This is a genomic window from Rhodococcus sp. KB6 (assembly GCF_001445685.1).
Lineage (GTDB): Bacteria > Actinomycetota > Actinomycetes > Mycobacteriales > Mycobacteriaceae > Rhodococcus_F > Rhodococcus_F qingshengii.
Genome location: NZ_LNAK01000149.1, coordinates 1 through 24,412 on the forward strand (window position 1 = coordinate 1; position 24,412 = coordinate 24,412).

The 24,412-nt window shown below is 62.2% G+C and carries 19 protein-coding genes, 4 pseudogenes and 1 riboswitch; of the genes and pseudogenes, 12 read left to right on the forward strand and 11 right to left on the reverse strand.

Translation table 11 applies throughout. The annotated features are described in order from the left end of the window. Window positions 1-117: 117 nt before the first annotated feature. A pseudogene (locus ASU23_RS25480) lies at window positions 118-408 on the forward strand (integrase core domain-containing protein); the annotation flags it as partial. Between the two features lie 264 nt (window positions 409-672). On the opposite strand, the gene ASU23_RS25485 reads toward ASU23_RS25480, so the two are convergent. Further along, window positions 673-1,674, reverse strand: a complete 1,002-nt coding sequence (locus ASU23_RS25485) for an AraC family transcriptional regulator (protein ID WP_082661472.1) — start codon at window positions 1,672-1,674, stop codon at window positions 673-675. A 98-nt stretch (window positions 1,675-1,772) separates the two neighbouring features. Here ASU23_RS25485 and ASU23_RS25490 point away from each other — a divergent pair, with 98 nt between their 5' ends. Beyond that, complete coding sequence (locus ASU23_RS25490) at window positions 1,773-2,783, forward strand: carbon-nitrogen hydrolase family protein (RefSeq protein WP_058038983.1); 1,011 nt, start codon at window positions 1,773-1,775, stop codon at window positions 2,781-2,783. A gap of 496 nt (window positions 2,784-3,279) precedes the next feature. Here ASU23_RS25490 and ASU23_RS25495 read toward each other — a convergent pair whose 3' ends face one another. Beyond that, window positions 3,280-3,609, reverse strand: a complete 330-nt coding sequence (locus ASU23_RS25495) for a MarR family transcriptional regulator (RefSeq protein ID WP_058038984.1) — start codon at window positions 3,607-3,609, stop codon at window positions 3,280-3,282. A gap of 206 nt (window positions 3,610-3,815) precedes the next feature. On the opposite strand from ASU23_RS25495, the gene ASU23_RS33590 reads away from it, so the two are divergent. Further along, window positions 3,816-4,889 (forward strand): substrate-binding domain-containing protein, encoded by a 1,074-nt coding sequence (locus ASU23_RS33590; RefSeq protein ID WP_082661474.1) that lies wholly within the window; start codon window positions 3,816-3,818, stop codon window positions 4,887-4,889. A 69-nt stretch (window positions 4,890-4,958) separates the two neighbouring features. On the opposite strand, the pseudogene ASU23_RS34965 reads toward ASU23_RS33590, so the two are convergent. The 4 genes and pseudogenes from ASU23_RS34965 to ASU23_RS25520 all read right to left on the reverse strand — a co-directional run. Then, window positions 4,959-6,167 (reverse strand): annotated as a pseudogene (locus ASU23_RS34965) (SLC13 family permease); the annotation flags it as partial. Then, complete coding sequence (locus tag ASU23_RS25510; RefSeq protein WP_058038987.1) at window positions 6,103-6,756, reverse strand: AmiS/UreI family transporter; 654 nt, start codon at window positions 6,754-6,756, stop codon at window positions 6,103-6,105. The pseudogene ASU23_RS34965 and the gene ASU23_RS25510, both read right to left, overlap by 65 nt. Before the next feature lie 120 nt (window positions 6,757-6,876). Further along, the gene (locus tag ASU23_RS25515) at window positions 6,877-8,289 is read right to left on the reverse strand and encodes an Asp-tRNA(Asn)/Glu-tRNA(Gln) amidotransferase GatCAB subunit A (protein WP_058038988.1); all 1,413 of its coding nucleotides are present in this window, start codon (window positions 8,287-8,289) and stop codon (window positions 6,877-6,879) included. Further along, window positions 8,279-8,551: a hypothetical protein gene (locus ASU23_RS25520; RefSeq protein WP_253741480.1), complete on the reverse strand. Its 273-nt coding sequence runs from the start codon at window positions 8,549-8,551 to the stop codon at window positions 8,279-8,281. The genes ASU23_RS25515 and ASU23_RS25520 overlap by 11 nt, the downstream gene beginning before the upstream one ends. Before the next feature lie 297 nt (window positions 8,552-8,848). On the opposite strand from ASU23_RS25520, the gene ASU23_RS25525 reads away from it, so the two are divergent. Then, a complete protein-coding gene (locus tag ASU23_RS25525) occupies window positions 8,849-10,012 on the forward strand; it encodes an IS30 family transposase (protein ID WP_058038989.1) in 1,164 nt (387 codons plus the stop codon). Window positions 10,013-10,051: 39 nt separating this feature from the next. Next, window positions 10,052-10,399 (forward strand): DUF3024 domain-containing protein, encoded by a 348-nt coding sequence (locus ASU23_RS25530; RefSeq protein ID WP_058039000.1) that lies wholly within the window; start codon window positions 10,052-10,054, stop codon window positions 10,397-10,399. A gap of 253 nt (window positions 10,400-10,652) precedes the next feature. On the opposite strand, the gene ASU23_RS25535 is transcribed toward ASU23_RS25530, so the two are convergent. Further along, on the reverse strand, window positions 10,653-11,426 hold the full coding sequence (locus ASU23_RS25535; protein ID WP_058038990.1) for a CoA ester lyase: 774 nt from the start codon (window positions 11,424-11,426) through the stop codon (window positions 10,653-10,655). Window positions 11,427-11,893: 467 nt separating this feature from the next. Between ASU23_RS25535 and ASU23_RS25540 the strand changes: the two genes are divergently transcribed. Beyond that, a complete protein-coding gene (locus ASU23_RS25540) occupies window positions 11,894-12,790 on the forward strand; it encodes an alpha/beta fold hydrolase (RefSeq protein ID WP_058038991.1) in 897 nt (298 codons plus the stop codon). 963 nt (window positions 12,791-13,753) lie between these two features. On the opposite strand, the pseudogene thiC reads toward ASU23_RS25540, so the two are convergent. Both thiC and ASU23_RS25550 read right to left on the reverse strand, forming a co-directional pair. Further along, window positions 13,754-15,456: pseudogene (thiC, locus tag ASU23_RS25545) on the reverse strand (phosphomethylpyrimidine synthase ThiC). After that, a riboswitch (TPP riboswitch) is annotated at window positions 15,453-15,568 on the reverse strand. (Overlaps the previous pseudogene by 4 nt.) A gap of 715 nt (window positions 15,569-16,283) precedes the next feature. Next, window positions 16,284-16,913 (reverse strand): TetR/AcrR family transcriptional regulator, encoded by a 630-nt coding sequence (locus ASU23_RS25550; protein WP_058038992.1) that lies wholly within the window; start codon window positions 16,911-16,913, stop codon window positions 16,284-16,286. A 295-nt stretch (window positions 16,914-17,208) separates the two neighbouring features. On the opposite strand from ASU23_RS25550, the gene ASU23_RS25555 reads away from it, so the two are divergent. After that, entirely contained in the window at window positions 17,209-17,733 is a 525-nt protein-coding gene (locus tag ASU23_RS25555; RefSeq protein ID WP_058038993.1) for a PaaI family thioesterase, read from the forward strand. Window positions 17,734-17,882: 149 nt separating this feature from the next. Here ASU23_RS25555 and ASU23_RS25560 read toward each other — a convergent pair whose 3' ends face one another. Then, window positions 17,883-18,884, reverse strand: coding sequence for an AraC family transcriptional regulator (locus tag ASU23_RS25560; protein WP_058039001.1), 1,002 nt, complete (start codon window positions 18,882-18,884; stop codon window positions 17,883-17,885). A gap of 118 nt (window positions 18,885-19,002) precedes the next feature. Here ASU23_RS25560 and ASU23_RS25565 point away from each other — a divergent pair, with 118 nt between their 5' ends. From ASU23_RS25565 to ASU23_RS25585, 4 genes are all read left to right on the forward strand, one after another. Continuing rightward, a complete protein-coding gene (locus ASU23_RS25565; RefSeq protein WP_058038994.1) occupies window positions 19,003-19,323 on the forward strand; it encodes a 2Fe-2S iron-sulfur cluster-binding protein in 321 nt (106 codons plus the stop codon). Between the two features lie 71 nt (window positions 19,324-19,394). After that, window positions 19,395-20,735, forward strand: a complete 1,341-nt coding sequence (locus ASU23_RS25570) for a cytochrome P450 (RefSeq protein ID WP_058038995.1) — start codon at window positions 19,395-19,397, stop codon at window positions 20,733-20,735. Then, a complete protein-coding gene (locus ASU23_RS25575; protein ID WP_058038996.1) occupies window positions 20,732-21,952 on the forward strand; it encodes an NAD(P)/FAD-dependent oxidoreductase in 1,221 nt (406 codons plus the stop codon). Before ASU23_RS25570 ends, ASU23_RS25575 begins: the two co-directional genes overlap by 4 nt. A 212-nt stretch (window positions 21,953-22,164) precedes the next feature. Beyond that, entirely contained in the window at window positions 22,165-22,869 is a 705-nt protein-coding gene (locus ASU23_RS25585) for an IS6 family transposase (protein ID WP_058038998.1), read from the forward strand. A gap of 495 nt (window positions 22,870-23,364) precedes the next feature. Here ASU23_RS25585 and ASU23_RS34055 read toward each other — a convergent pair whose 3' ends face one another. Next, window positions 23,365-23,487, reverse strand: coding sequence for a transposase (locus ASU23_RS34055; protein WP_007732562.1), 123 nt, complete (start codon window positions 23,485-23,487; stop codon window positions 23,365-23,367). 330 nt (window positions 23,488-23,817) lie between these two features. Between ASU23_RS34055 and ASU23_RS25595 the strand changes: the two are divergent. Continuing rightward, window positions 23,818-24,412 (forward strand): annotated as a pseudogene (locus ASU23_RS25595) (transposase); the annotation flags it as partial.

Genomic DNA, 24,412 nt, shown 5'->3' on the forward strand with positions numbered 1-24,412 from the left:
CCCATGCTCTCAACACCCGACCACGGAAACGACTCCATTGGCGAACCCCCGCTGAAGCTTGGGACGAACACCTACGATCGGTTCAACAGCAACGTGTTGCTTCGACCGGTTGAATACGCCGTCTACACCTCACGCGCCTACCGCTCGCTGGTGCGCTCTCTGGGCATGCGGTCCTCGATGGGACGGACCGGGGTGTGCTGGGACAACAGCATGGCCGAAAGTTTCTTCGCGGCGCTAAAGAACGAGTGTGTCTACCGCACGATCTATTCCACCAAAGCCAAAGCGCGACAAGACATCATCAAATACATCGAAGGCTTCTACAACCCGCGACGTCGACATTCAGCGCTCGGATACCGATTCCCGAACGATGTCCATTACAGTTATCAGCAGCCCGCGATCGCGGCCTGAAATAGTCATCTCCATTGTCCGAAATCCTCGCGGCAGACCAAAAGTGATACGCAGCCCTTCCACTTAACGATGCCGAGTTGTAGATCTTGGCTGCCTTCCGTCTGTCGGCCGCCCTAGAAGCTGCCACTGACTGGGGAAGCCACCACCCCACCCTCTGACGCACTGAGCCTATCCGGCGACTGAATCACTCAGACGGGTAGCGGGCCTCCTCGTAGTGGGGCCCCCTACCCGTCTCAGTCGTCCGGGTTAAGTGGCCATTCCGGATTACCGACTTTCTTCGCGACCGTATTCATCGGAGGGCGAGTAGCCGCGTTGGCGTCGGTACGCACGATTGAACGTGCCCATGTCGACAAACCCGCACTGTGAGGCCGCAAATGAGACCGTGGAACCGCGGCGCAACAGCTCGCGGGCGCGGCTAAGACGATACCGTCGCAAATACGAAGCTGGCGACCAACCGACCTCGGCAAAGGTCGATTGGAGGTACCGAAGTGAAACGTTGTGTGCCCTGGCCACATCGGCCAGCGTCAGTTCCGGGTCCGCGAAGTTTGCGTGGATGAAATGGACCATCAATTCACGGTGGGCGTCACGGCTGAGATTGCCTTCGCTTCCGCTCGATGTTTCCGCTGCGATGGCCGACCGCATCAGGGTCACCGCCACATCAGCCAGCGAATCACCATCGCCTTCATCGTTGCCTGCCCCTTCAGTCACGACTTCGATCATCGATCGGAGCACTCGCAGTGGTCGATTCTTGTCGGCGATGAGTGGGCGCGCAACGACGTTCTCAATGATGTTTCGGCGCAAACCCAGAGAAGAATACGGCACCTGGAGGACCAGTTGTGTCATTTGCTGCCCGAAGCTCAAGGTATACGGTCGTGTTGTGTCGTACAGCGCACCGATGCCCGGTCTGACGGCCGCTGAACGGTCCGACTGCCTGACAGCTCCGGCACCATCGGTGAACAGCGATAAGAGAACGTACTCGTGAGGCTCCTGAGCGATGATCCGCTGCGTTCGGACAAGTTCCGACGTACTGCAGATTCCGCGAGCCATCCCGACATCCGCAGTCACTTGTACATGGCGGAGGTTGCCCTTGACTTGATCGGTCGCCGAATTCACGCGCAGCGGCACAAAACTTTCACTGCAGGCCAATTCCAACTCTTCAGGACCATCCACGAAAAATTGCTTCATTTGTCCCCTCTCGGTAACCCTGAGCGCGAATTGCCTCATCGCCGTGCGCGAAACGCCTGCCGGCAGACGCCGAACAGCCATATGTTCGGCAAGGCAGGTCTCGCTTCTGCAGAATACGGGGAGCCAAAAAACCTTCCCCCGGACTCAACAATCCCGTCAAAGAACTTCAGGAGATTTCGATGAGCGACACAGCGCAACCCACGAAGGCCGCGGCCATCCAGTTCGAAGGGGTGCCCGGCGATGTCGCTGAGAATATGCGTCGACTGGACGCCATGATCGCCGAAGCGGCCCGCAAAGGCGCCAAGCTCATTGGGGTTCCCGAGTTCGCGACGTCTCCGCTGCCGTTTCGCGGTGAAGTTCATCAGAGCGTTCTCCCGCCACAAAATGCTGCGGTCGACATGTTCAAAGCAGCAGCAAGACGGTATGGCTGTCACATTGGTGGCTCCATGCTGATCGCCGAGGGCGACAGCATCTACAACCGCTACCACCTGTTTGAGCCCGATGGCAAGACCCATCTGCACGACAAGGATCTGCCCACAATGTGGGAAAACGCCTTCTACGGCCCCGGAAACGACGATGGAGCGTTTGAAACCAGCCTCGGCCGCATGGGTGCGGCCGTCTGTTGGGAGCTGATCCGCAATCAGACCGCCCGCAGGCTCGTTGGCCGAGTCGATGTCGTCATGACCGGCACCCACTGGTGGACGCTCCCCAGCAATTGGGGCGGGCTCGTTGACCGCATGTTTGGTCCTTTGACGCAATACAACAGGTACCTTTCGGAGAATGCCCCCACCGAGTTTGCCCGCCGAGTCGGAGCTCCGGTCCTGCAGGCATCCCATTGCGGGCAGTTTCGCACCGACTTCATGCTCCTACCGGGCACATCGATGACAGCGCCGTACGACACGAACTACGTCGGGGCAACGCAAATCGTCGATGCCGAAGGCAGCGTCCTGGCCTCGCGCAACACCGTCGACGGCCCCGGCATCGTCTTTGCCGACATCGAGATCGGTGCGCATCAGCCGGCAGAACCCATCGAGGAGGCGTTCTGGATGCCCGAACTTCCCTTGACGTTACGCGCATACTGGCATCACCAGAACCTTTGCGCCAAGAGTTACTACCGTCGCACCGGTCGCCAGGCCGGCCTCAATGCCGCGACAAGCAATCGGGCCGAATCGGTTGGAGTGGTCCGATGACAGTGGCAAGTCTGGCCCTCGAGACGTGAATCGCGTTGTTGGACGGCGGACTCGTTTTCCTTTGGGCGTTGGCGCTCGGTGTGCTGAAGTGAAACGCCCCGCGCCCGAAGCCGAAGAGCGCCGACACCCGAATCAGGCACATCTGGTTTATTCCCAGCCCCGTTGATGCGGTTTCAGAGATACCTGACTCTTCTTTTGGGGACGAACCTTGACCCATCAGGCCCCTGAAGCCGAGCGGCTAACCGGGTCACCCATCCGCGCACCAGTCCCTCTGTTGAGCACGAGATACCGCATGTTGAATGTCTTGTTTGACGATCCTCAACCGAGCCGTGCAGATCAACAGTGCTCCGACCGAGGCGCGGCGCCCCGTAGACATGTCGCACTAGCGTGTCGCGCGAAGCACCACCATGTGCGACACATGACTGTCTTTGTAACAGCGGAGCTCGACGCCGAAGCAGGTCCATCTCGAGTCGCCGTCGAGCAGTGGAGTGCTAGCTCAGTCCGGGACTGAGCCGGGGGTTCCGAGTAGACGGCCAGCTTCCGCGTTGAGGTCGGCGAGCTGTGCGGTCAGTGCCTGTTGAGTTTCAGCACCCCTACCGCTGAGGTGAACCTCGACTCGGCGGCGATCTTCGGCGCTCACCTCGCGGTAGACCAGTGCCTGGGAGACCAGCCTGTCGACGGACCGCGTCAGAGTGGCTCCCGAAGTGACGGCATGACGCGACAGTTCGGCCATGGACTGGTTCCCGTGGCGGGCGAGCGCATCGAGCACGAGTACATCGTCGGCGGTCAGGTTGAATTCCGAACCGATGGCAGTGAGCGAGGTCACAAGCGATTTGGTAGCCTGAAGCAGCGAGACGAGCGCCGATGATGAGCTGAGTGTGGCTATGTCTCTGGAAGACGTCGTCATCTGGGCCGAAGACCCATCAGAGTCCATGGGAGTCACTGAGTCTCCTGCCTTTCGGTGCCATTCCCTGTTGCGAGACGGAGGGGGCAACACGGCGCAACTCCGACGGCATTACCCGAGAGGATTCGATGTTAGCATCCGAGTCACGCCACCGTTCGGAGGTCTACCGGGTTGGCATGGTGATCCCTCTACAGGGACCGGGTGGCATCTTCGGCCCCTCGTGCATGGCCGTCAGCGACCTCGCGGGCCGTGAGCTCAACTCTGGGACCGGGTTTGACGGGCGTGAAGTCCAGCTTGAGTACATCGACGGCGGTCGCGACCCTCGGGCGATAGCAGCCGAGGTCTCCGCCATGGTCGATGCTGGCCGCCTCGACGCGGTCAGCGGGTGGCACATCTCCTCGATCCGTCGACATCTCGCACCGGTCGTCCGCGGCCGGATCCCGTACATGTACACCTCGCTCTACGAGGGGGGTGAGGTCAGCTCCAACGTCTATTGCTCGGGGGAATCTCCTGAACAGCAGATATACCCAGCGATGCGGTGGCTCCGCGACCACCATGGTGTGCGGTCGTGGTACGTCGTCGGTGCCGATTACATCTGGCCCTTACGTACGCATCAGTTGATCGAGCAGTTCGCTGCTGCGCTCGGCTTGGACATCGTCGGTTCGTCGTTCGTGCCGATGGGCCGGGCAGACGACCCCCAGCTGCCCGCGACTGCTGCGCAGAGCGGATGTCACGCAGTGCTGACATTGCTCGTCGGGCAGGACGCCGTGGATTTCAACCGGCACTTCGCCGCCCGCGACCTCCATCACCGCATACTCCGGTTCAGTCCACTCATGGAAGAGAACATGCTTCTCGCCGGAGGCGCCGAGACGACGGAGAACCTGTTCGCGTCGGCGGCGTACTTCCGCACCTTGCATACGGAGTCCTCGTTGAGGTTCATCGGCGACTACGTGGACGCCAACGGTCATGAGGCGCCGGCTCTCAACAACATGGCGGAGTCCTGTTACCAAGGGGTCTACGCACTGAGTCATCTTGCGCGTCGGGCAGGAGGCCTGGACCCGGATCGCTGTGACGCCCAGATTGACGGGCTGGAGTTCGACAGTCCGCGGGGGGTCGTTCGATTCGACGGGAATCAAGCGCGGCAGCAGATCTATATGGCTCAGGCGAGCGGCTTGGACTTCGAGGTGGTTGCCACTCTCTGAGCGGCGCCTGGTCCCTATCGGAGGATCAGCCCGGGGAGAGGGAGAGGGCGGCTCGGAAACCGCGACCGTACTCACCGCCAGCGGTATCCCCAGGACAACGAATTGCTTCCACGGGACCGCGAGTCCGGCTCGGCGCAGCTGATCGGCCCACAAGAGCGTGGCCAGGGAGGCCCAGGGGGTCACGATCGGCCCGAAGTTCGATCCGATGAGCAGGGCGATCAGGTCGGGGCTGGAACCCGCCGCGGGCTCTAGTAGGAGATACGCGGGAATGTTGTTGACCGCGTTGCTCAACACCGCGCCTGCTGCGGCCAACACGAAGGGCGCGCTGGCAGAGCCGTCCAGGTGCGCGTACGCGCCGCGAACGAGGTCCTCGACACCGAGGGAGTGAACCAACTGAACCGCAACGGTCAGACCGACCGCCAGGGCCAGAGCGGTCCACGGGATCAGGTTCGGGCGCAATACTGATCGATCAGCGAGTGCGAATGCCACCACCAGGATGATGGCCGCCGTCGACGTCGACCACCAGAAGGGGATCGAGGTCGTGAGCAACGGCAGGAGCGCCGACACCACGATCCCGGTCAGCGGTAGCAGAGGGTGGGGCGGTCCCGAACCGCTCGCCCCCCGGGTCTCATCCGGGGCTCGGCGAGGAGTGCGTAGGCGGCGACGGAACACCACCCAGGCGAACCCGGCCGTCACCGCGAGCGATGCAGCCGCAGGCATGGCGGCGAGTCTCACGTAGTGGCTCGTCCCATCGAACAGTCCCGTCTCCACCGCCAGCAGATTGGTCAGATTGGAGACTGGAAGCAGGAGCGATCCCGTGTTGGCGATCCACACCACCGTCAGGGCCAGAGGTACCGGATCGTTGCCGGCTCGTGCTGCGAGCGCCAGCACCAGAGGCGTGACCAGCACAGCGGTGGTGTCAAGGGAGAGAAAGGTCGTGGACACCACGGCTAGTAGCACGACCAGGATCCAAAGCCCCGGTCCGCTGGCGGCCCTACCTCTGGCCGCGAACCCGGCGACCCGGTGGAACAAGCCTGCCGCGGCAGCGAGGTTGATCACGATCGAGATGGTGGCAAGGAACAGCATGATGGGGCCCAGACGACCAAGCAGTTCAATCGTCTGGGCCCGGGGCGCGAACAGTGCGTAGGCGATCAGCACTCCGATCAGCAAGGCCGACAGCACCACTGATCGCATGAAACCTCCGGTGTGGTTCTCAGTTCGCAATCGTCGCAGGCGCGCGGTGGCGGGTCGCGGTCGATCTGTACCGCCGCCGAGCATCGGCGACCTGGAAAACGTAGACGATGACCACGACGATCTGCGTGCCGGCGATCGCGAGCACCGGTGTGTCCGCCCACTTGTCTGTGAGCATCAGGGCCGCGGGGATGCTCGCTGTGGAAATCGATTGCAGAACCGCGAGCATCCCGGTCGCCTTGCCGATCCACTCCGCTGCGGGGGTGGCCAGGGCGAGGAAGAAGGCGGCGAACAGCACGGCCCATGCCAGCCATAGCCAAGCGAGCTGGGCGTCCCCGATCTGGAGGAAGTGCACCATCGACAGGAAGAGAGCGACCGCGCTGGCCCAACCGCAGTACCAGCCGAGCCCTGATCCGGGAGCGCTCGAGATCGAGTTGGTCGCGACGGTGAGGTAGGTGAAGCCGAACAATGCGAAACCTCCGGCCGCCACCGCAGAAGCCAGGCCGTCGGGCGAGGCGCTGTCCGAGGGCAGAACCAGTACAAGTGCCGTGCCGACCAGGAGCGCGCCGGTGAGGAGATTGATCGCGACGGCCGATTTCGGGGTGACCCGGTCGAGGAAGACCAACCCGTTGACCAGGAGCACCGCCCCTACGAACAACAGTGCCACGGGAACCATGTGACATCCCTTCGGTGAGGAGAGGCAACACCCAACCGACCCGGGTGACCGGGCTGCGGTGCCGGGAGGCATCGACAGTCCGGGTACCCGGGTCGGGCAGGCGCAGTGGGTCGAGCAGGCTCAGCGAAGGACGGGAGGAGTCCGATCCCTCATGGGTCCGCCGGCTTCGATCGCCTTGCCGACATTGAGCACGGTGCGCTCGTCGAAGGACCGGCCGATGATCTGGAGGCCGACGGGGAGGTCGCCGTTGAAACCGACCGGAACGGTCATCGCGGGCAGACCGGTCAGGTTGCTCGGCCCGGTGAACCGGATGAAGGAGTCGATGAGATCGACCTTCGTTCCGTTGAGGTCGGCCTCGGAGGATCCGATGTCTGGAGCCATGACTGGCAGGGTCGGGGCGATCAGGACATCGACCTTCGAGAGGGCCGCTCTGAAGTCGTTCTTGAGTTGGCGCCGAACCTGCTGCGCCTGGAGGTAGTCCACCGAGGAGAACAACTCGCCCAGTTCAAAGAGGAAGCGGATGTCGGGCCCAAAGTCGTCGGGACGGTTCAGCAGGTCGTTGTGGTGGATCGCCGATGCTTCCGACAGGCTGGTTGCGAGCTCCGCCCATTCCGAGTGGCGCAGAGTCGGAATCTTGACCGTCTCCACCCTGGCGCCCCGGGAGACGAGCTCGTCGATCTGGCCGCGCACGAGTCTTTCGATCTCGGTGTCGACATTTCGGAAGAAGTAGTCCTCCTCGACGCCGATCACCAATCCGGAGACATCCCCGGTGAGATTTGAGGTGTAGTCCCCGACCGGCGTGTCCACCGCTGTCGGATCCGCCCCGTCGAACCCGGCGATCACCTGCAGCATCGCTGCGGCATCATCGACAGTCTTGGTCATCGGCCCGATGTGGTCGAGAGTCCAAGCCAGGGGGAAGCAGCCGTCCTTGGGGACACGCCCGTGTGTGGGCTTGAGGCCGACGATTCCACACGCGGCGGAGGGAATCCGGATCGAGCCGGCAGTATCGGTACCCAGGGTCGCGTAGGTCATGTGCGCCGCCACGCCTGCACCTGAACCGCCGCTGGAGCCCCCCGGAACCTTCGCCGGATTCCACGGGTTCTGGACGCTGCCGAAGTGCGGGCTGTTGTTATCGATGCCCCACGCGTACTCGTGCATGTTGAGCTTGCCGGTGAGCACGGCGCCGGCCTTCCTGAGCCGCCGCACCACTGAAGCGTCCTCTGCGGGTACGAAGTCCTTGTGGATCTTCGAGGCCATCGTGGTGACCTCGCCGCCCACGTACAGATTGTCTTTCAGTGCCAAGGGGACTCCATGGAAGACTCCGCGGTAGTCACCTCGGCTGATCTCATCCTCGGCCCGCCGGGCATCCGCCAACGCCTGCTCGCGAAAGCTGATGTAGGCGTTGATCTCCGGGTTGAGAGCCTTGGCGTGGTCGAGCAGAGCGGTGGTGACCTCCACCGGTGACACCTGCTTGCTCTCGATCAGGGGCGCAAGTTCGGTCACCGACTTGGTGACGAGTTCGTTAGCGGACATGGTCGCCTCCCGGGATATTGCGAACAGAGATGTCCGCGTCGTCAACTGCCACGTTCTCGAGATCACCGCGACGCTCCACGATCTCGGCCCACTTCGACTCGAGCTGGGCGATCTTGTCTTGCGGCGGGCGTATGCCCTTGTCCGCCAGAAGTTCTTGCACTGACAGCGCCATGAAGACACTCTCCTTGTAGATGGGACGGCAGTAGATGGTGGCACTCGAAGTTGGCGCCACCCCGGACATATCCATATGAATTATTTTCATCTGAATATGTTGAGGACCGTATGTGAGCTGGAGCACAATGTCAATGCTCCTTGGCCGCATGAATGACCGGGTACCGGTTCGGCCAGCGCTCTATTTGACGGCTCCCTACCGCGACCTGCCTGGGCACCGACAATCGGCGCGCCTGGCACGAAAGACGCTGCGACCGGGCGCCCGAGGAAGCGCCACTCAAGAACCGATCTCACAACTTGAAATACTCGATCGTCCGTCAAACGATCTTGGTGTCAACAGGTCAACGCATCACTACCGGTGAGATGATGCGTGACCGTGGAGGCATGGATGGGCAGCAAAGCGCTCGGATTCACCGTGGAGCAGGAGAACCTGATCTGGGATCTTCACCGCCGTGGAGAATCGATACGAGAAATCGAGCGAGTCCTCGGGGAAACGATGCCCCGAATTCGTCGTTTCCTACGTGAGTCCGGCGGTATCCGACCCGTCCCACGAGCACGAAGAAACAGTCACATCACCGCAGGTGAACGCGAAGAAATATCCCGCGGAATTGCCTCAGGTGACAGCGCTCGGACGATCGCCGAGACACTCGGAAGATCCCCGTCCACGATTGCACGCGAGATCGCCCGCAACGGCGGTCGTGTCGCTTACCGTGCGGCCCCGGCGGATGCAGCGGCGTATGTCCGTGCCCGCCGCCCTAAAATGTCGATCCTGTGTGCCCGGCCGATTCTGCGGACAGTCATCACGGACAAGCTCCATAAACAGTGGTCACCGAAACAGATCTCCGTCTGGCTTCGGCGTGAGTACCCGGCCGATCCGCAGATGTGGGTCTCGCACGAGACGATCTACCGTTGCCTCTACATACCGTCGCGGAAAGTGTTCGACAGCACTGTATTTCACGAACTGCGTACCGATCGGCCGATACGTCGACCTCGCGGGAAGAAACGCTCCCACGGTCGTGGGCGGATACGAAATATGGTTTCGATCGATCTTCGAGGAGCTGCGGCAAACGATCGTAGTGAGCCCGGGCACCTGGAGGGTGACCTCGTGTTCGGAATCCGCCCGTCAGCGGTCGCGACGCTGGTAGATCGGCAATCACGCGCCGTGCATGTGGTGGCATTGCCTGACGGGTACCGGGCCGAGACGGTCGCGGATGCGCTGATTGCCTATCTAGGCCGGCTACCTGCGCATCTGCGTCGTTCGTTGACCTGGGATCGGGGACGGGAAATGGCCGAACACGAGCGCATCACCGCAACGCTCGACATGCCTGTCTACTTTTGCGCTCCGCATCATCCATGGCAACGCGGGACTAACGAAAACGCGAACGGGTTGCTGCGGCAGTACCTGCGCAAGAACGCTGACCTGCGCAGTTTCACCCAGGATGACCTGAATAGGGTCGCGACCAGACTCAACGATCGACCTCGTCGGGTGCTCGATTGGGACAGTCCATGCCAACGAGAAGAACAGGTGCTCGGTTCCGGCTCAACCGGATAGCGAAGTCGGCCACCGATGGCGGTTGGCATGATGGTGGGCATGGCTGCCACCGGTCTTCCTGAGCTCGATGTCGCTCGGGTCGTGAAGTATTGCGCGGGTCGAGTGCCGGAACAGTATCGGCATGAGATCCAGGTCGAATGTGACATCGCGCCCCGTCATGTGACGATCTGCGAATGCCGGCCGCCGTGGCGGGAGGACTTCGGCGCGGAGTGGACGCGATTTCCGATCGCCCGCCTGTATTACACGAAGAAAACCGGGTTGTGGACGTTGTATTGGCGGGATCGCCACCTCAAATTTCACCGCTACCAGTTTTTGGATCCGAGCCCTCATATTCAGGATTTACTCGATCACATCGAAAACGGTGGCGATCCGATCTTCTGGGGTTGATCCGTTATCGTCGGTGATGCGTTGACCTGTTGAGACCAAGATCGATTGCGCGACACTCACCGAGCCAATGCGTTTCCCCTGTCCAGCGGTGTCCGAAAACTCGTGTCGACTCCAACGTTTCGAAAGGGTCAATAGCGATACGCTTCGACTTATTGCTTCGGCGCGTTGACCCTGGCCATCCCGCCGCTACCCCATCTCCTGGATCGCGTCTTCGACTGCGGCATCGCTGAGCGTGCGGAGCGATTCCCGGCGGCTAACGGTGCGTAGCGGAGTCGATTTCATCAGTGGTCGGCGTGAACGCCTCGTTGATCACTCGTACCTGCGCCGGATGGATCGCAATGCGGCCACTGAAACCCTCCGCTCGCGCCCTGCGCGATGACTCGGCGAGCCCCTTGGCGTCCCGAGTATCTACATGGAACGTCTCGACGGCCTCGACGCCGGTAGCCCGTGCCGCATTCAGGGCGAGCAACCGGACAAGCCGGGAGGTCTGTGTCCAGTTTCCTTCAGGCGTCAAGTTCGTTGCCTTCCAGAGCGCCGCATCGAGATTCCCTGCTCCCCAGGTCAGACCGTATAATCTCGGCATCGCCGCCGCTGAGTAGTCGCCCAGACCGAACGGTCTGAGCGCGGCCTTGGTCACCACAGGCATGAGCTTGACCCCCTGAGGCTCAAGGCCGACCGACTTCTCCAGCGCCTCGACATAGTGATGCACCCGAAGCACATCGGCAGGGCCGTCGACCTCGGGGATCATGATTCCCGACGTTCCGGAAGTCACCGTGGCGGCCAGGTCCGTCAGTACCGACCCTGTGCCGAAGGAGTTGACTCGCACCCAGAGCTGCGGCATCGAGGCATCATCGGCATGGCTGGAGAGGAACTCCCCCACCAGCCCCCGTGCGATCGATTTCCGCGCGGCTGAGACTGAATCATCCAGATCAAGGATCACCGCATCTGCCCCCGACTCGGCCACCTTCCCCAGCTTCTTCTCGTCATCTCCAGCAACGATAAGAAACGAGCGCAGCGGAGCGCTCACCGCGGCCGCTTCCGATCAGGGATCGCTCGTGTGCACGACGCGACTACGTCACCATCACGGGTGTAGGTGATGTGGACAAACACGACGATCCCCTTCTCAGGACAGGAAGACGACTCTTGAAGGTCGATTACCTCAGCCGACACGCAAATCGTGTCACCGTGGAACAGCGAGTTTCACAAAGCCTACCTAGGGTGGCCACTGCCAGCACGGCCCACGTGGTCGATGCAAGGGCCGGAGCTAACCACTGCCACCACCTGCTGGCCACGGCCTGGCCATCGGCTAGGCGTACTGACCATGCAGGTTGGGTCTCCAGTCATGGCGAGATGACGTGAGGAAGACCCGGATGTTTCAACGCGAGCGCGCATTGCTGCCCACTACCGGGGACCAGTGCGGTGTGCCTCGTTGTTCACCCCGTACGGCACCATGACTGGAGATGCTCCACTCGATCATGCTGGGGAGGAAATGTCATGGATCCCGTAGTCACACACCCCAAGTTCCGCGGTGACGGTGTCACCCTTGCCGCCGATCGGTGGGATCCACCGGCGGCCGCGGGCGATTCCGGCGCCGGGAGTAAAGGTGTGGTGCTGTTGCTGCACGGCGGCGGGCAGACCCGGCATTCCTGGCGAAACACCGGACGCACTCTCGCTGCGGACGGCTGGTCCGCACTCGCCCTAGACGCACGGGGCCACGGGCAAAGCCAATGGGCACCGGACGGCGATTACGGCATCGATGCGTTGGTCGCCGACCTGACCTCGGTCATCGGCGAGTTGGGGCAAACGCCGGTACTGGTCGGTGCCTCGATGGGCGGTATGACCTCGTTGATCGGACAAGGGGAAAATTCCGAGCTCGCTCGTGGTCTGGTGTTGGTCGATATCGCACCGAAGGTCGAATCAGGCGGCACCGCGGCGATCATGGCGTTCATGCACAGCGGCCTTGATGGGTTCGACAGCCTCGACGACGCTGCCGAAGCGATCGCGGCGTATACCCCAAACCGAGCCCGCACCCCCAACCCGCAGGGGTTGCGCAAAAACCTGCGCCTGCGTGAGGGCCGCTGGTATTGGCATTGGGACCCGGCATTTCTGCGCCACGGCGACGAACCCACCCGCCAAGTCGACTCCATCGTGCGATACGAACGCGCCCGGGACGCCGCAGCCGCGATCACCGTTCCCACAATGCTCGTTCGTGGCACGCAATCGAACGTGGTCAGCGAAGAAGGCGCCAAAGAACTAATCGAGCTGATCCCGACCGCCACATTGATCGACGTCCCCGAGGCCGGCCATATGGTCGCCGGCGACGACAACGACGTCTTCAGCGGCGGATTGAAGGACTTTCTCGACAACGACGTCGCCCCATCACCTCACTGACCGCCATCGAAACCTCGAACGTCACCGGTGATGGGAGCTCACCTGGGATGAGTACCTGCGCCGGTTGCCTCGACGGCCGGATTCGCCCGCCCCGGCGGGACCGCTTCGCTGACAGCGCAGCCCGAGGACCGCTGCCCCCAGATGTAACCGACCGTCGATCCCGGCGTCGGTGTTGGCCACGAGCATGGACCGATAACCGGGCCTTATGTCAAACGGAAGTTGCGTATTGCCTCCGGTGAATCATCGCCGGACCTTGAGCCCTCCACTCGCGCGCAGCTTCGAGACCCTCCCTAACCTGCGGAATAGCCCAGCCCAGGATGACCATGGAGGTGTCTCGATTTGGACGTCGTGTCTCTAAGTCCGCCGAATAGCGATCCTCGGCATATCGTTGACCTGCGCGGATACCGGACAGACTCGTCAGTTGCATCGTGCGTCCGGTCAAGGAGAAGTACTCCGGCTGCGCGCCCGGCTCGGTGCGAGGACCCGCCCCGAGGGGCGGTGCGTGCGTGCGCGGCCGGCCGCTGTACCTGGTCTCGCGCGAAGGCGGACTGGTCGTGGGCGCCACCCCAGTACGTACGAACACGGCGACGACCGGTAGGTCACCGTTGCCGGGGTGTGCGACCTACTCTCCGGCGCCGAGACCATCTTCCCCAGGTTCGGCTGACAGGTGAAGGCTTTCGATTGTGAAGTGGAGCCGTCTAGTTCCTCGCTCCATCAACGTGGATTCCGTTCGCCAACGGTGACTTCTGGACGCAGGGCGAGTCCGTGCGCGGGTTCATCACGTGGGGTGAGTGGCCCGCGTTCGCGTGGTTCGCCGGGGTCTGCGTGGCGCTGTGGGTCGGGGGTCTGGTGATCACCCTGCGCCGGGACGCCTGAGCCGCCCCGAGGAGACGGCCCGGGAGTGCACACACTCTCGGGCCGTCTGGCGTCCGCACGACGGGACGTCGCCGGCGGATCAGCAGGTCACTGCTGGCTGATCGGTAGGTAGACGCGGGATCCCTGCTCGGCGAACTCCGCCGACTTCTCGGCCATCCCCGCCTCGATCGCCTCGACCGTCTCCATCCCGTGTTCGGCGGCGTAGTCGCGGATGTCCTGGGAGATGCGCATCGAGCAGAACTTGGGTCCGCACATCGAGCAGAAGTGGGCGGTCTTGGCCGGCTCGGCGGGCAGCGTCGCATCGTGGTAGGCCAGCGCGGTGTCCGGGTCGAGCGCCAGGGCGAACTGGTCCATCCACCGGAACTCGAACCGTGCGGTACTGAGCGCGTCGTCCCTCGCCTGCGCACCCGGATGACCCTTGGCCAGGTCCGCCGCGTGCGCGGCAATCTTGTAGGTGATCACGCCGGTCTTGACGTCATCCCTGTCGGGCAGACCCAGGTGCTCCTTGGGCGTGACGTAGCAGAGCATCGCCGTGCCGGCCTCGGCGATCCGCGCGGCCCCGATGGCGGAGGTGATGTGGTCGTAGCCCGGTGCGATGTCCGTGGCCAGCGGCCCCAGGGTGTAGAACGGAGCCTCCTCACACCACTCCTCCTCCAGGCGCACGTTCTCGACGATCATGTGCATCGGCACGTGTCCCGGGCCCTCGATCATCACCTGGACACCGTGCCGCTTGGCGATCCCGGTGAGCTCACCCAGGGTGCGGAGTTCGGCGAACTGGGCCTCGTCGTTGGCGTCGGCGATCGATCCCGGGCGCAGGCCGTCGCCCAGGGAGAAGGTCACGTGGTACCGTGCCAGGATCTCGCACAGCTCCGCGAAATGGGTGTAAAGGAACGACTCGCGGTGATGCGCCAGGCACCACGCGGCCATGATCGAGCCGCCGCGGGAGACGATCCCGGTGACCCGCTTGGCGGCGAGCGGGACATACCGCAGGAGCACGCCCGCGTGGACCGTCATGTAGTCCACGCCCTGCTCGCACTGCTCGATCACCGTGTCCCGATACAACTCCCAGGTCAGGGCGACCGGGTCGCCGTTCACCTTCTCGAGTGCCTGGTAGATCGGCACCGTGCCGACCGGGACGGGGGAGTTGCGCATGATCCACTCGCGGGTCTCGTGGATGTCCCGGCCGGTGGACAGGTCCATGATCGTGTCCGCGCCCCACCGGGAGGCCCACACCATCTTCTCGACCTCCTCCGCGATGGAGCTGGTGACCGCGGAGTTGCCGATGTTGGCGTTGATCTTGGTCAGGAAGCGCTTGCCGATGATCATCGGTTCGCTCTCCGGATGGCGGTGATTGGCGGGGATGACGGCGCGGCCGGCGGCCACCTCGGATCGCACCACCTCCGCGTCAATTCCCTCACGCTCGGCGATGAAGCGCATCTCCGGCGTGATCAGCCCCGCTCGCGCCCAGGCCAGCTGGGTGCGCACCGGTGTGGAGTCCTCCGCCGAGGCGGGGACGGCCCCCGGGTGGGCCCAGCCCCCGCGAGTGGGCGGCAGGCCGGCGGCGAGGTCGTGGCACTCCTGCGCGCTGGAGTACCCGTGTACGAGCCGGAGGTGTCGTAGACGTCGAACGTCGTGTCGTTGGTCAGCGAGATCCGCCGGACGGGCACGCGCAGTGTGCTGCCCTCCGCGGAGACTTCGAGGTAGGTCTTCGTGCTGGAATGGATGGGACCGCAGGTCACGGCCTCGATCGAGGCGGTGCTGGTGCCGTTGGCGGACGTGTGTGTGCCCATGGCGTTCTCAGATCTCCCTACGCCGGCATGACCCGGACAGGTTCTACGGTCGACGACCCGGCTGGTCGTCCTCTCAGCCCGCGCTCCGAAGCGGACTCCCGTGTGGACGAGTATGAAATTGTGCCGGGCAAGCGTACCCCGGCGCTGCCCCGCTCCCCAGACCCCTGTGCGGCAGGATAGTTGTGAACCGGGATCAGTGAGTTGATGTCAGTGAGTGTGACGGTCGAGCCCGGACCCCGATCCGCACCGCACAAGCTTCCGCACACTCGTGGTGGGTTCGGGGTGTGGGCGGTGAGCACCGTGATCTTGAGAGCCGGAACCACGATGGTCTATCCGACGCTGTAGACGGCGATCGGCGCCTGACGTAATGACCGTGCCCTCCTCTACAAATGGCCTGCCGATAGCTGTACGTTATGACAAGCTAACGATCCCGAGTTGTGAATCTCGCGAACTCGACCGCTCCCCGAACTGCTCGCACGTTCGTCCGGTCTCGCACTGGCAACTCGGCACCTCAGAACTCGGCACTTCATCAGCAGGCGCGGTGGGCGCGACTGGTGGAGCTGCTCGGTCTGAGGCTGTGCGCGATTCCGTTGCCCCCTGTGTGGGCGTGGTCGGAGACATTCCGAAAGCCGACCTTCTTGCCCCACACGGGCATATCGCCGTCTGGCGGGTTCGCCTGCGACAGATAGGCAACGGCGTGCCACAGGATCTCGTTTTCTTGCCCCTAAGAGTGGAGTCCACTGTGGCCGTCACGCGGCAACTATTCTCGACTGCGGCTGCTCGCGGCATCGTCCGGCCTCGAAGCCAGCGACTTTCCATGACCAAGGTCATTGCGGCGTTCCTTGCGGTGCCAATGTCTCGGTGACGCGAACACTCAGTTCCGGCTTGTCGTCGCCTTCGGTGTGAGTGAACGTCCCAAGATGGGACCACATCGAGTCCACGAGCGGCTGGAGGAACAAACGGCCCAGCTGAGTGACGATGACGTCGACCACCTGAACAGCATCGGCGCGGACCCTAGACGCCGCACCAGACTGCCGCATAGCTATCACTTCCCGGTGTGTCAGCTCGGTGAGCCGTTCGAGTAACTCACCTCGCTGACCGCCGGGATCTAGCAACGCGCGGCGCAGGTAGTTCACCACCTCGGGACGCCTGACCAGCATGTCGGCAACCGCATCGTTGCGGATCCGGGCGATGTCGGCGCCTGGGACGTCCACGGGCGCCGAGGCAAGTGCGGTAGCGAAATGCTCTACGACCAGTCGCTCGACCGCCTCGCGCAGGCCGTCCTTTGTGCCGTAGTGATGGACCACGAGACCCACTGTCACTCCGGCCGCGGTCGCCACGGTTCGCAACGAAGTGCCGTCCTCGCCGTTGGCGGCGTAGAGATCCAGTGCGGCGTTGCGGATGCGCGCCTTGGCAGTGAGATCCTGGCCCGCGGCGCCTGGTGCGGAACGATTCACGCGGTTCCCCTTCAGTTGCGGTCGAGCCTACGGACCCCACACTAGACTATACGTCGGTACCGCATACTGTATGTTCGTACAGTACAAGGTGTCCCGGCTCAGTCGGCCTTGTCGACCTGACTATCGTGCCGTCGGCAGCCAGTTGCTCAGGCCACCCGCATCGGGCCTCAGGGCCCCTTGGACGTCCCGGTCGAGGTTGGGTCACGGGTCGGACGTGCGGGTGTCGGCGATATCTCCGTCGCCATGAGCAGAGATGTCACACCCAGCACAACTTCATCGACAGGAAGGTCTGGACATGGACACATTTCGCGACAAGGCCGGCGGGCCGATAGGTACCGATATCGACACCTGGGTGCGCTCGTTTACGCGCATGGAATCCGGTTCCTCCGAGCTTCCTCCCCACCACCCCAACTGCCTTGGCTGTGGACCAGAGAACCCGAATGGTCACTTCCTCTCGGTACGGCGTGACGGAGACGGCGTCATCGCACACCACCAGTTCGACCAGCGCCATGTCGGGGCACCCGGCATTGCACACGGCGGCGCGGTAGCGACCGTGATTGACGACCTCTTCGGCTTCTTGCTCTATTCGGTCGGCGAGCTCGCCGTGACGCGCCGTCTCGAGCTCGAGTATCTTGCGCCAGCACTACTCGACACCCCGTACATCCTGCGCGCTGCAGTTCGGTCTCGCGAGGGCCGGAAATTGGACCTCACGTCCACGATGGAGGATGCAGAGGGCCGCACTGTTATTACTGCCACTGCCCTGTTCATCGTGGTCGAGGTTGAACACTTTTTGCAGTCACAGAGAAACTCAAGGGCTTAGGCCAAACTCACCGCCGCGAGCACCAGGCCCGAATACGTCGAGGATGTCGGCGGAGCCTGAAGATATTGAACGCCACGCCCAAAGAACGGGCGAAGCGGAAGGCACCGTGCATCGCCAGTTGCCCTGTACGAGTCAACCAAGAGGCAGCGCTACCTACGACGGAACCCCGTCGGCGGGTGGCCGGTCCAGTGCTTGAAAGCGTGTGAAAAGCTGGCGAGGTCGCTGTAACCGAGGTCCGTGGCGATCTCGCTCGCGGACACAGATCCGTCCAGTAAACGAAGAATCGCGTACTCACGAATGATCGATTGGCGCAGTCCGCGATAGGTCATCCCTTCCTCAGAGAGGCGCCGCTTAAGTGTGCTCGTAGAGATGGAGAGTTCGTCTGCAATCCACTGACTTCCACAATCTGCGGGACGCTTCTCTATCAGACGTCTCACCTTGTCCGAATACGAGGAGTTTTTACTCCGCTCGTCGAGCCTTCGCTGCAAGTCACCGCTAGCGAGTCGATACGCCACGGGGTCAGAGAACCGGCAGACGTGATTGACCGCGTCAACGGGAAAATGCAGAATGGACAGTGAAGCGTCAAATACCAGGCGACCAGCTAACCAATCCTGATCCACGGGCAGACCTTCCGGAGCGGGCCAACCCAGCGAGAGTGTGATGTCTGGTGCATCGCCAACGAGTATATTCAGCAGCCTCAGCAGGACCGCACCACAGTAGGTGACCACTAGGGAGTCCAGGACTCGATCGCCCGTCTGCCCATTGAGCGCGACAGACACTCCGTATCCACCTGCGTAGAACTGCGCACTCAGGGCTGGGGTTATTAGCGGCAGGTAGGCAAGCAAATCCAATATCTCGCCTGCGGAACCTGCGCTTACTAGTGGGACGCTTAATGGTCCGAAGGACGTCAGATGAGCATGCTGGGCGAACGCCAAACCGAGGGTCGTTGCTTGGTCGACGTCGAGATCGGGCAAGGCTTCCCTGATCCACCGCAGGGGAACTTGGGCGTTGATGGCGAGAAGTGACTCGACGTCGCTTCGCTCACGATCCATGATCTCGCGAAACCGTGCAACGGCGTCTTGCTCCAGAACTGGGCTCTCAAGTAACTGCGCGAACACGAGCGGTGGCACGCCCTCGCGATCAAGATTCATCGCCCCCGCCTTCTGAGCCAAACTAACAAGCTTCTGCCCTCAATCAACCTAGCCGCAGTCGTCGTTGTTAGCAATGCTGTGAGCAGCTACTACCCGAACAACCACGCAGGAGCCAGCGATGACAGACGTAACCTTCGTCTCACATGAGGGAGAGAAGCACGTGGTGCCCTTGGAGGAGGGGCAGTCACTCATGCGGATCGCCGTCAACAACGCAGTACCCGGAATCGACGCTGACTGCGGAGGCGAAGCCGCGTGCGGCACGTGTCATGTCATCGTTGGTCCGCAGTGGTCCGAACAGGTCGGCCTCTCGGGAGCAAGTGAAGAGGAAATGCTCGCAATGAACCCGGAAAGGCTGCCGACCTCCCGACTGTCGTGCCAGATGACCGCGTCCGCGGACTGGGACGGCCTGGTCGTCCAGGTGCCAGAGTTCCAGATGTAACGACGAAGGGATCAAGAGTCGTGTCAAGCAATCATGTAGAAGTCGGGGACAGAATCCGGTCGGCCATTCCGATGGATCTTCAAATCCGAGGCGCCCATCTGTACGACAGGACTCGGCGCTGGGTGACAAAGACGAATGGGAAGAAACTCTTCGTAGAGAGTCCCATCCCTCCCGTCGAGGACGTCGAACTCGCCGATATCGACCTCAGTAATCCCTTTCTCTATCGCCAAGGCCGCTGGCAGTCCTACTATGAGCGCCTGCGAAACGAGGCTCCGGTCCACTTTCAGCCCAACAGCGCGTTCGGGCCGTTTTGGTCAGTGATGCGGCACCAAGACATCGTCGCGGTCGATAAGAACCATGAGGTCTTCTCCGCCGAACCGATGATAGTGATCGGGTCCCCGCCTCGCTTTCTCGATATCGAGATGTTCATCGCGATGGACCCACCGCGCCACGACGTGCAGCGAGCAGCTGTGCAGGGGGTGGTCGCGCCTAAGAACCTGCGTGAGATGGAGACGCTCATTCGGTCTCGGGTTCGCGAGGTACTAGACGACTTGCCGGTGAATCAGCCGTTCGATTGGGTCCAGGCTGTCTCGATCGAACTGACAGCTCGAATGCTCGCGACGCTCTTGGACTTCCCATACGAGGAACGTCGCAAACTCGTTCATTGGTCAGATATCGCGACTTCGTTCGAGGAAGCGAACGGTGGTCCTGCGGACCTCGACGAGACGTTCGACGGAATGCGCGAGATGGCGCGAGGTTTGAGTTCTCTGTGGTATGACAAGAAGGCTCGGACAGCAGCTGGGGAAGAACCCGGCTTCGATCTGATCACCATGCTGCAGAGCAACGAGAACACCAAAGATCTGGTCGACCGCCCAATGGAATTCATGGGCAACCTTGTTCTGTTGATCGTCGGAGGGAACGATACGACCCGGAACTCGATGAGTGGTGGCGTTCTGGCGCTGAACCGGTTCCCAGACCAGTTCGAAAAGCTCAAGTCCAACCCTGACCTGATCCCCACCATGGTCTCCGAGATAATCCGGTGGCAAACGCCGCTGGCCTACATGCGCCGAATCGCCAAGACTGACACTATCTTGAACGGTCAGTTCATCCGCAAGGGTGACAAGGTCGTGATGTGGTACGCCTCAGGCAACCGCGACGAGCGTGTGTTCGAGCGGCCCGATGACTTCATCATCGACCGGGCCAACGTCCGCAACCACATCGCCTTCGGGTTCGGCGTACACCGGTGCATGGGCAACCGACTGGCCGAAATGCAGCTGCGAATTCTCTGGGAAGAGCTGCTCCCCCGCTTCGAGAACATCGAGGTCGTCGGCGAACCCGAGTACGTGCAGTCCAACTTCGTGAGGGGTATCAGCAAGATGATGGTGCGCCTGACCCCCAAGTCCGGCACATGACATCGCAGCGAGCCCTCATCATCGGTGCCAGCCATGCCGGAGCCCAACTCGCGGCGAGTCTGCGCCAAGAAGGCTGGAGCGGTGAGGTCGTCCTCATCGGCGAAGAGTCGGCAGCTCCATATCAACGCCCTCCGCTGTCGAAGTCCTACCTGGCCGGCAAATGCTCACTCGACGAGATCACCATCCGCAGTTCGGACTTCTACTCCAAGCAGCGCATCCAGCTTCTGGACGCGCACGTGGAGGCGATCAACCGCTCGGCTGGGCACATCGTTATGAGCACCGGCGACACACTGACATACGACAAGCTCGCGCTGTGCACGGGAGCCCGCCCTCGTCAGCTCCGCGTTCCTGGGTTCGAGCTCGCCGGGGTCCATTACCTTCGTACCGCCACAGACGTCGAGAAGATCCGCACGTCCGCCGCCCCCGGGCGGCGGGTGGCGATCGTCGGGGGCGGCTACATCGGACTTGAGACGGCCGCCTCGCTACGGGCACTGGGCCTGGAAGTCACCGTGCTCGAGGCGACCACTCGCGTCCTCGAGCGGGTCACTGCTCCCGACGTATCAACGTTCTTCGAGCGGATCCACCGAGAGGAGGGCATCGATATCCGGACGGGCGCCAAAGTCGCAGCATTAGTCGGAGACGATTGCGTCCGCGAGGTCACACTATCTACTGGCGAGTCGATTCCGACTGATCTGGTCATCGTGGGTATCGGTGTTGAACCGAGAACAGAACTCGCCGAGGCGGCGGGCTTGACCCTGAACGATGGTGTGGTGATCGACGAGCACGCCCGAACCAGTGACCCAGCCATCGTTGCCGCCGGAGACTGTGCCAGCAAGTACATCTCTCGATACGGTCGCCGAGTCCGGCTGGAGTGCGTACCCGGAGCAACCGATCAGGCGAAACTCGCCGCGGCTACCCTTTGCGGGAAGTCCAAGAGCGCAGTGTCGCTGCCCTGGTTCTGGTCAGATCAGTACGATGTCAAACTCCAGATTGCCGGTCTGAGCTGTGGATATGACCAAGTTGTTCTAAGCGGCGATCCGACCGTAGGCCGCAGCTTCAGCTGCTTCTACCTCCGTGGTGGCGAACTCCTTGCTGCAGACTGCATCAATCGTCCCCGTGATTTCATGCTCAGCAAACAGGTCATCACACAGCAGCGTCCTTTCGTCCGGACCGATTTCGCCCATACGGGTTCTCCCGATTCCTTGCGCAATGGGTAAGCCAGTCCCGAGCGAGACTCACACGGTCAGCGGCGGAGCTTTGACGAACGGCGCTGACATCCCACTGGCGCAGCAAGAGCCCGGTTCGTACCCGCCCGCCGTTCAGAAAGGAACTCTGATGACTCGCCAGACGCTCATCGAGAACTATCCACATCGGGTCGGGGGGGGCATTGTCAAGTTGTTGAGATCCGCTGATCTGGGATGATCTACGGGTGTCGTCAACGTACAAGGGGTTCCGGTTTCCGCGGGAGATCATCGCGCACTGTGTGTGGCTGTACCACCGATTCACCCTCTCGTTCCGCGACATCGAGTTACTGATGGCCGAGCACGGGGTCGAGGTGACGTACGAGACGATCCGCACCTGGTGCGCGAGGTTCGGGCCCGAGTACGCCCGCCGGCTTCGACGAAAGGTGCCCCGACCAGGTGACAAGTGGCATCTCGACGAAGTGTTCATCAAGATCGGCGGCATGCAGAAGTATTTGTGGCGGGCGGTGGACCAGCACGGAAACGTGCTCGACATTCTGATCCAAGGGAAGCGGGACGGCAAGGCGGCGGCGACCAGGTTCTTCAAGAAACTCCTGAAGCGGCACGCTCGCCCGCCGCGGGTGCTGATCACCGACAAGCTCGCTTCGTATCGTGTTGCCCACCGGACGATGATGTCGACAACTGAGCACCGGCAAAACAAATACTTGAACAATCGGTGCGAGAACTCCCACCAACCCACCCGCCAACGTGAACGAGCGATGAAGGGCTTCCGCACTGTCAGCTCAGCACAACGATTCCTCGCAGTGTTCAGCCGGATCTCGCCGCACTTCCGCCCACCCCGGCACCGGATGGCTGCCACCGACCACCGCACCGAACTGGCCATCCGATTCCAGGTATGGGATCAGGTCACCGAACAAACCATCGCTCCCTGACCGACCTCCCCGTGCGATGCCTTGCCGCACCCCAAAACTGCTGTACTCCAGACAACTTGACAACACCTGGCCAAGGCCCTGGGCCAGCAGAAACACTCGGCATTCGGGCTGCTTATGGCCGCCGCACTCGGCCTCGAACGTGAATACCCGGACCACTGCCGCCGACGAAGCCGCCGAACGGTTGCAACACCATCCTCGGGTGGCCGCGACCAGGGTCTCTCGGCGAAGACGTGGACCCACTCGCTCCAGACGCGCTGCAACAACCAATCCCATCGACAGCCACCAAGCGAGATTTCGACAGCAGGTTAGTTGGCCAACAAACCATCGGGTCCGTTCAAGTTCGGCCGCAAAGGATTGCACAGTGCAGAGAAACTAAGCGGGCCCAGGCATGAGGTTTTCCGGGCAGGGTTGCGTCCAGCCGCAGACCGCCGGCAAGTACGCGAAGCGGAAGCCGATCGGGACGCTGTGCATTCTTCGCCAACGGAAGGGCGCGGTTCATGTCTTGTAGATGGTCTGCTCGGTGACATCGAGACCTGCGGCGACCTCGGCGACCGTGCGGCCTGACTTCAACAAATCGAGGACTTTCCGGCGAAACTCAGGCGGATAACGACGGGGCATCGTGAACCTCTCTCGGGTGCATCAATACCTGAAGTAAAACAAACGAACTCCGGAAAACTCGGGATACATCAGATCTTGCAACTCCAGTAGAGCGGTGAATAGCTCTATTAGAACGTGTTTGAGAACCGGTCACGTTCGGGCGAGTCGGCGGGTCCTGAGGACGATCATGGCGATGCGGACCATCGCTTCGGGGTAAGTCCCCTGGGGTGGTGGACATTCGGTGAGACAGCGTAGCCGCAGGTGGGGCGTGTCGTTCCGGTTCTGTGGGTGGGCCATCGCGTAGTGATGAACGAGTTACCTGACCAGTGACTCGACCAAAGGATCCACGCGATGACCCACGATCATTCTGCCCTGATCGCTCAGCTCGATGTCCTCAAGGGCGCCGATCCAGCGAGCGTGTTCGCCGAACTGATCCGCACCGGACTGCAAGCCTTGATCGATGCCGAAGCCACCGAGGTCCTCGGCGCCGGCCGCTACGAACGCACTGCCGAGCGCACGAACTATCGCAACGGAAACCGGCCGAAGACCGTCGCAACCACCAGCGGCGACATCGAGGTTCAGATCCCGAAGCTGCGCTCCGGGTCGTTCTTTCCCAGTCTGCTCGAACGACGTCGGCGCATCGATCAGGCCCTGTACGCGGTGATCATTTCAGGCCTACGTCCACGGCGTATCCACCCGCAACGTCGACGACCTCGTCACCGCGCTGGGTGTCGACTCGGGAATCTCGAAATCCCAGGTCTCGAGGATCTGCGCAGGTCTCGACACCGAGATCGCGAGGTTCCGCGAACGCACGTTGACGCACACCAGCTTTCCGTACATCTTTCTCGACGCGACGTATTGCAAGGTCCGGATCGGTGCCCACGTGGTCTCTCACGCCCTCGTCGTCGCGACTGGGGTGTCGATCGACGGCACCAGAGAAGTGTTG

Bases quoted from the DNA above. Each gene is read 5' to 3' on its own strand.
- ASU23_RS25485 (WP_082661472.1), bottom strand. From the start codon at position 1,674: ATGGCTGTTCGGCGTCTGCCGGCAGGCGTTTCGCGCACGGCGATGAGG.
- ASU23_RS25490 (WP_058038983.1), top strand. From the start codon at position 1,773: ATGAGCGACACAGCGCAACCCACGAAGGCCGCGGCCATCCAGTTCGAA.
- ASU23_RS33590 (WP_082661474.1), top strand. From the start codon at position 3,816: ATGTTAGCATCCGAGTCACGCCACCGTTCGGAGGTCTACCGGGTTGGC.
- ASU23_RS25510 (WP_058038987.1), bottom strand. From the start codon at position 6,756: ATGGTTCCCGTGGCACTGTTGTTCGTAGGGGCGGTGCTCCTGGTCAAC.
- ASU23_RS25515 (WP_058038988.1), bottom strand. From the start codon at position 8,289: ATGTCCGCTAACGAACTCGTCACCAAGTCGGTGACCGAACTTGCGCCC.
- ASU23_RS25520 (WP_253741480.1), bottom strand. From the start codon at position 8,551: ATGAAAATAATTCATATGGATATGTCCGGGGTGGCGCCAACTTCGAGT.
- ASU23_RS25525 (WP_058038989.1), top strand. From the start codon at position 8,849: ATGGGCAGCAAAGCGCTCGGATTCACCGTGGAGCAGGAGAACCTGATC.
- ASU23_RS25530 (WP_058039000.1), top strand. From the start codon at position 10,052: ATGGCTGCCACCGGTCTTCCTGAGCTCGATGTCGCTCGGGTCGTGAAG.
- ASU23_RS25540 (WP_058038991.1), top strand. From the start codon at position 11,894: ATGGATCCCGTAGTCACACACCCCAAGTTCCGCGGTGACGGTGTCACC.
- ASU23_RS25555 (WP_058038993.1), top strand. From the start codon at position 17,209: ATGGACACATTTCGCGACAAGGCCGGCGGGCCGATAGGTACCGATATC.
- ASU23_RS25560 (WP_058039001.1), bottom strand. From the start codon at position 18,884: ATGAATCTTGATCGCGAGGGCGTGCCACCGCTCGTGTTCGCGCAGTTA.
- ASU23_RS25565 (WP_058038994.1), top strand. From the start codon at position 19,003: ATGACAGACGTAACCTTCGTCTCACATGAGGGAGAGAAGCACGTGGTG.
- ASU23_RS25570 (WP_058038995.1), top strand. From the start codon at position 19,395: ATGGATCTTCAAATCCGAGGCGCCCATCTGTACGACAGGACTCGGCGC.
- ASU23_RS25575 (WP_058038996.1), top strand. From the start codon at position 20,732: ATGACATCGCAGCGAGCCCTCATCATCGGTGCCAGCCATGCCGGAGCC.
- ASU23_RS34055 (WP_007732562.1), bottom strand. From the start codon at position 23,487: ATGCCCCGTCGTTATCCGCCTGAGTTTCGCCGGAAAGTCCTCGATTTG.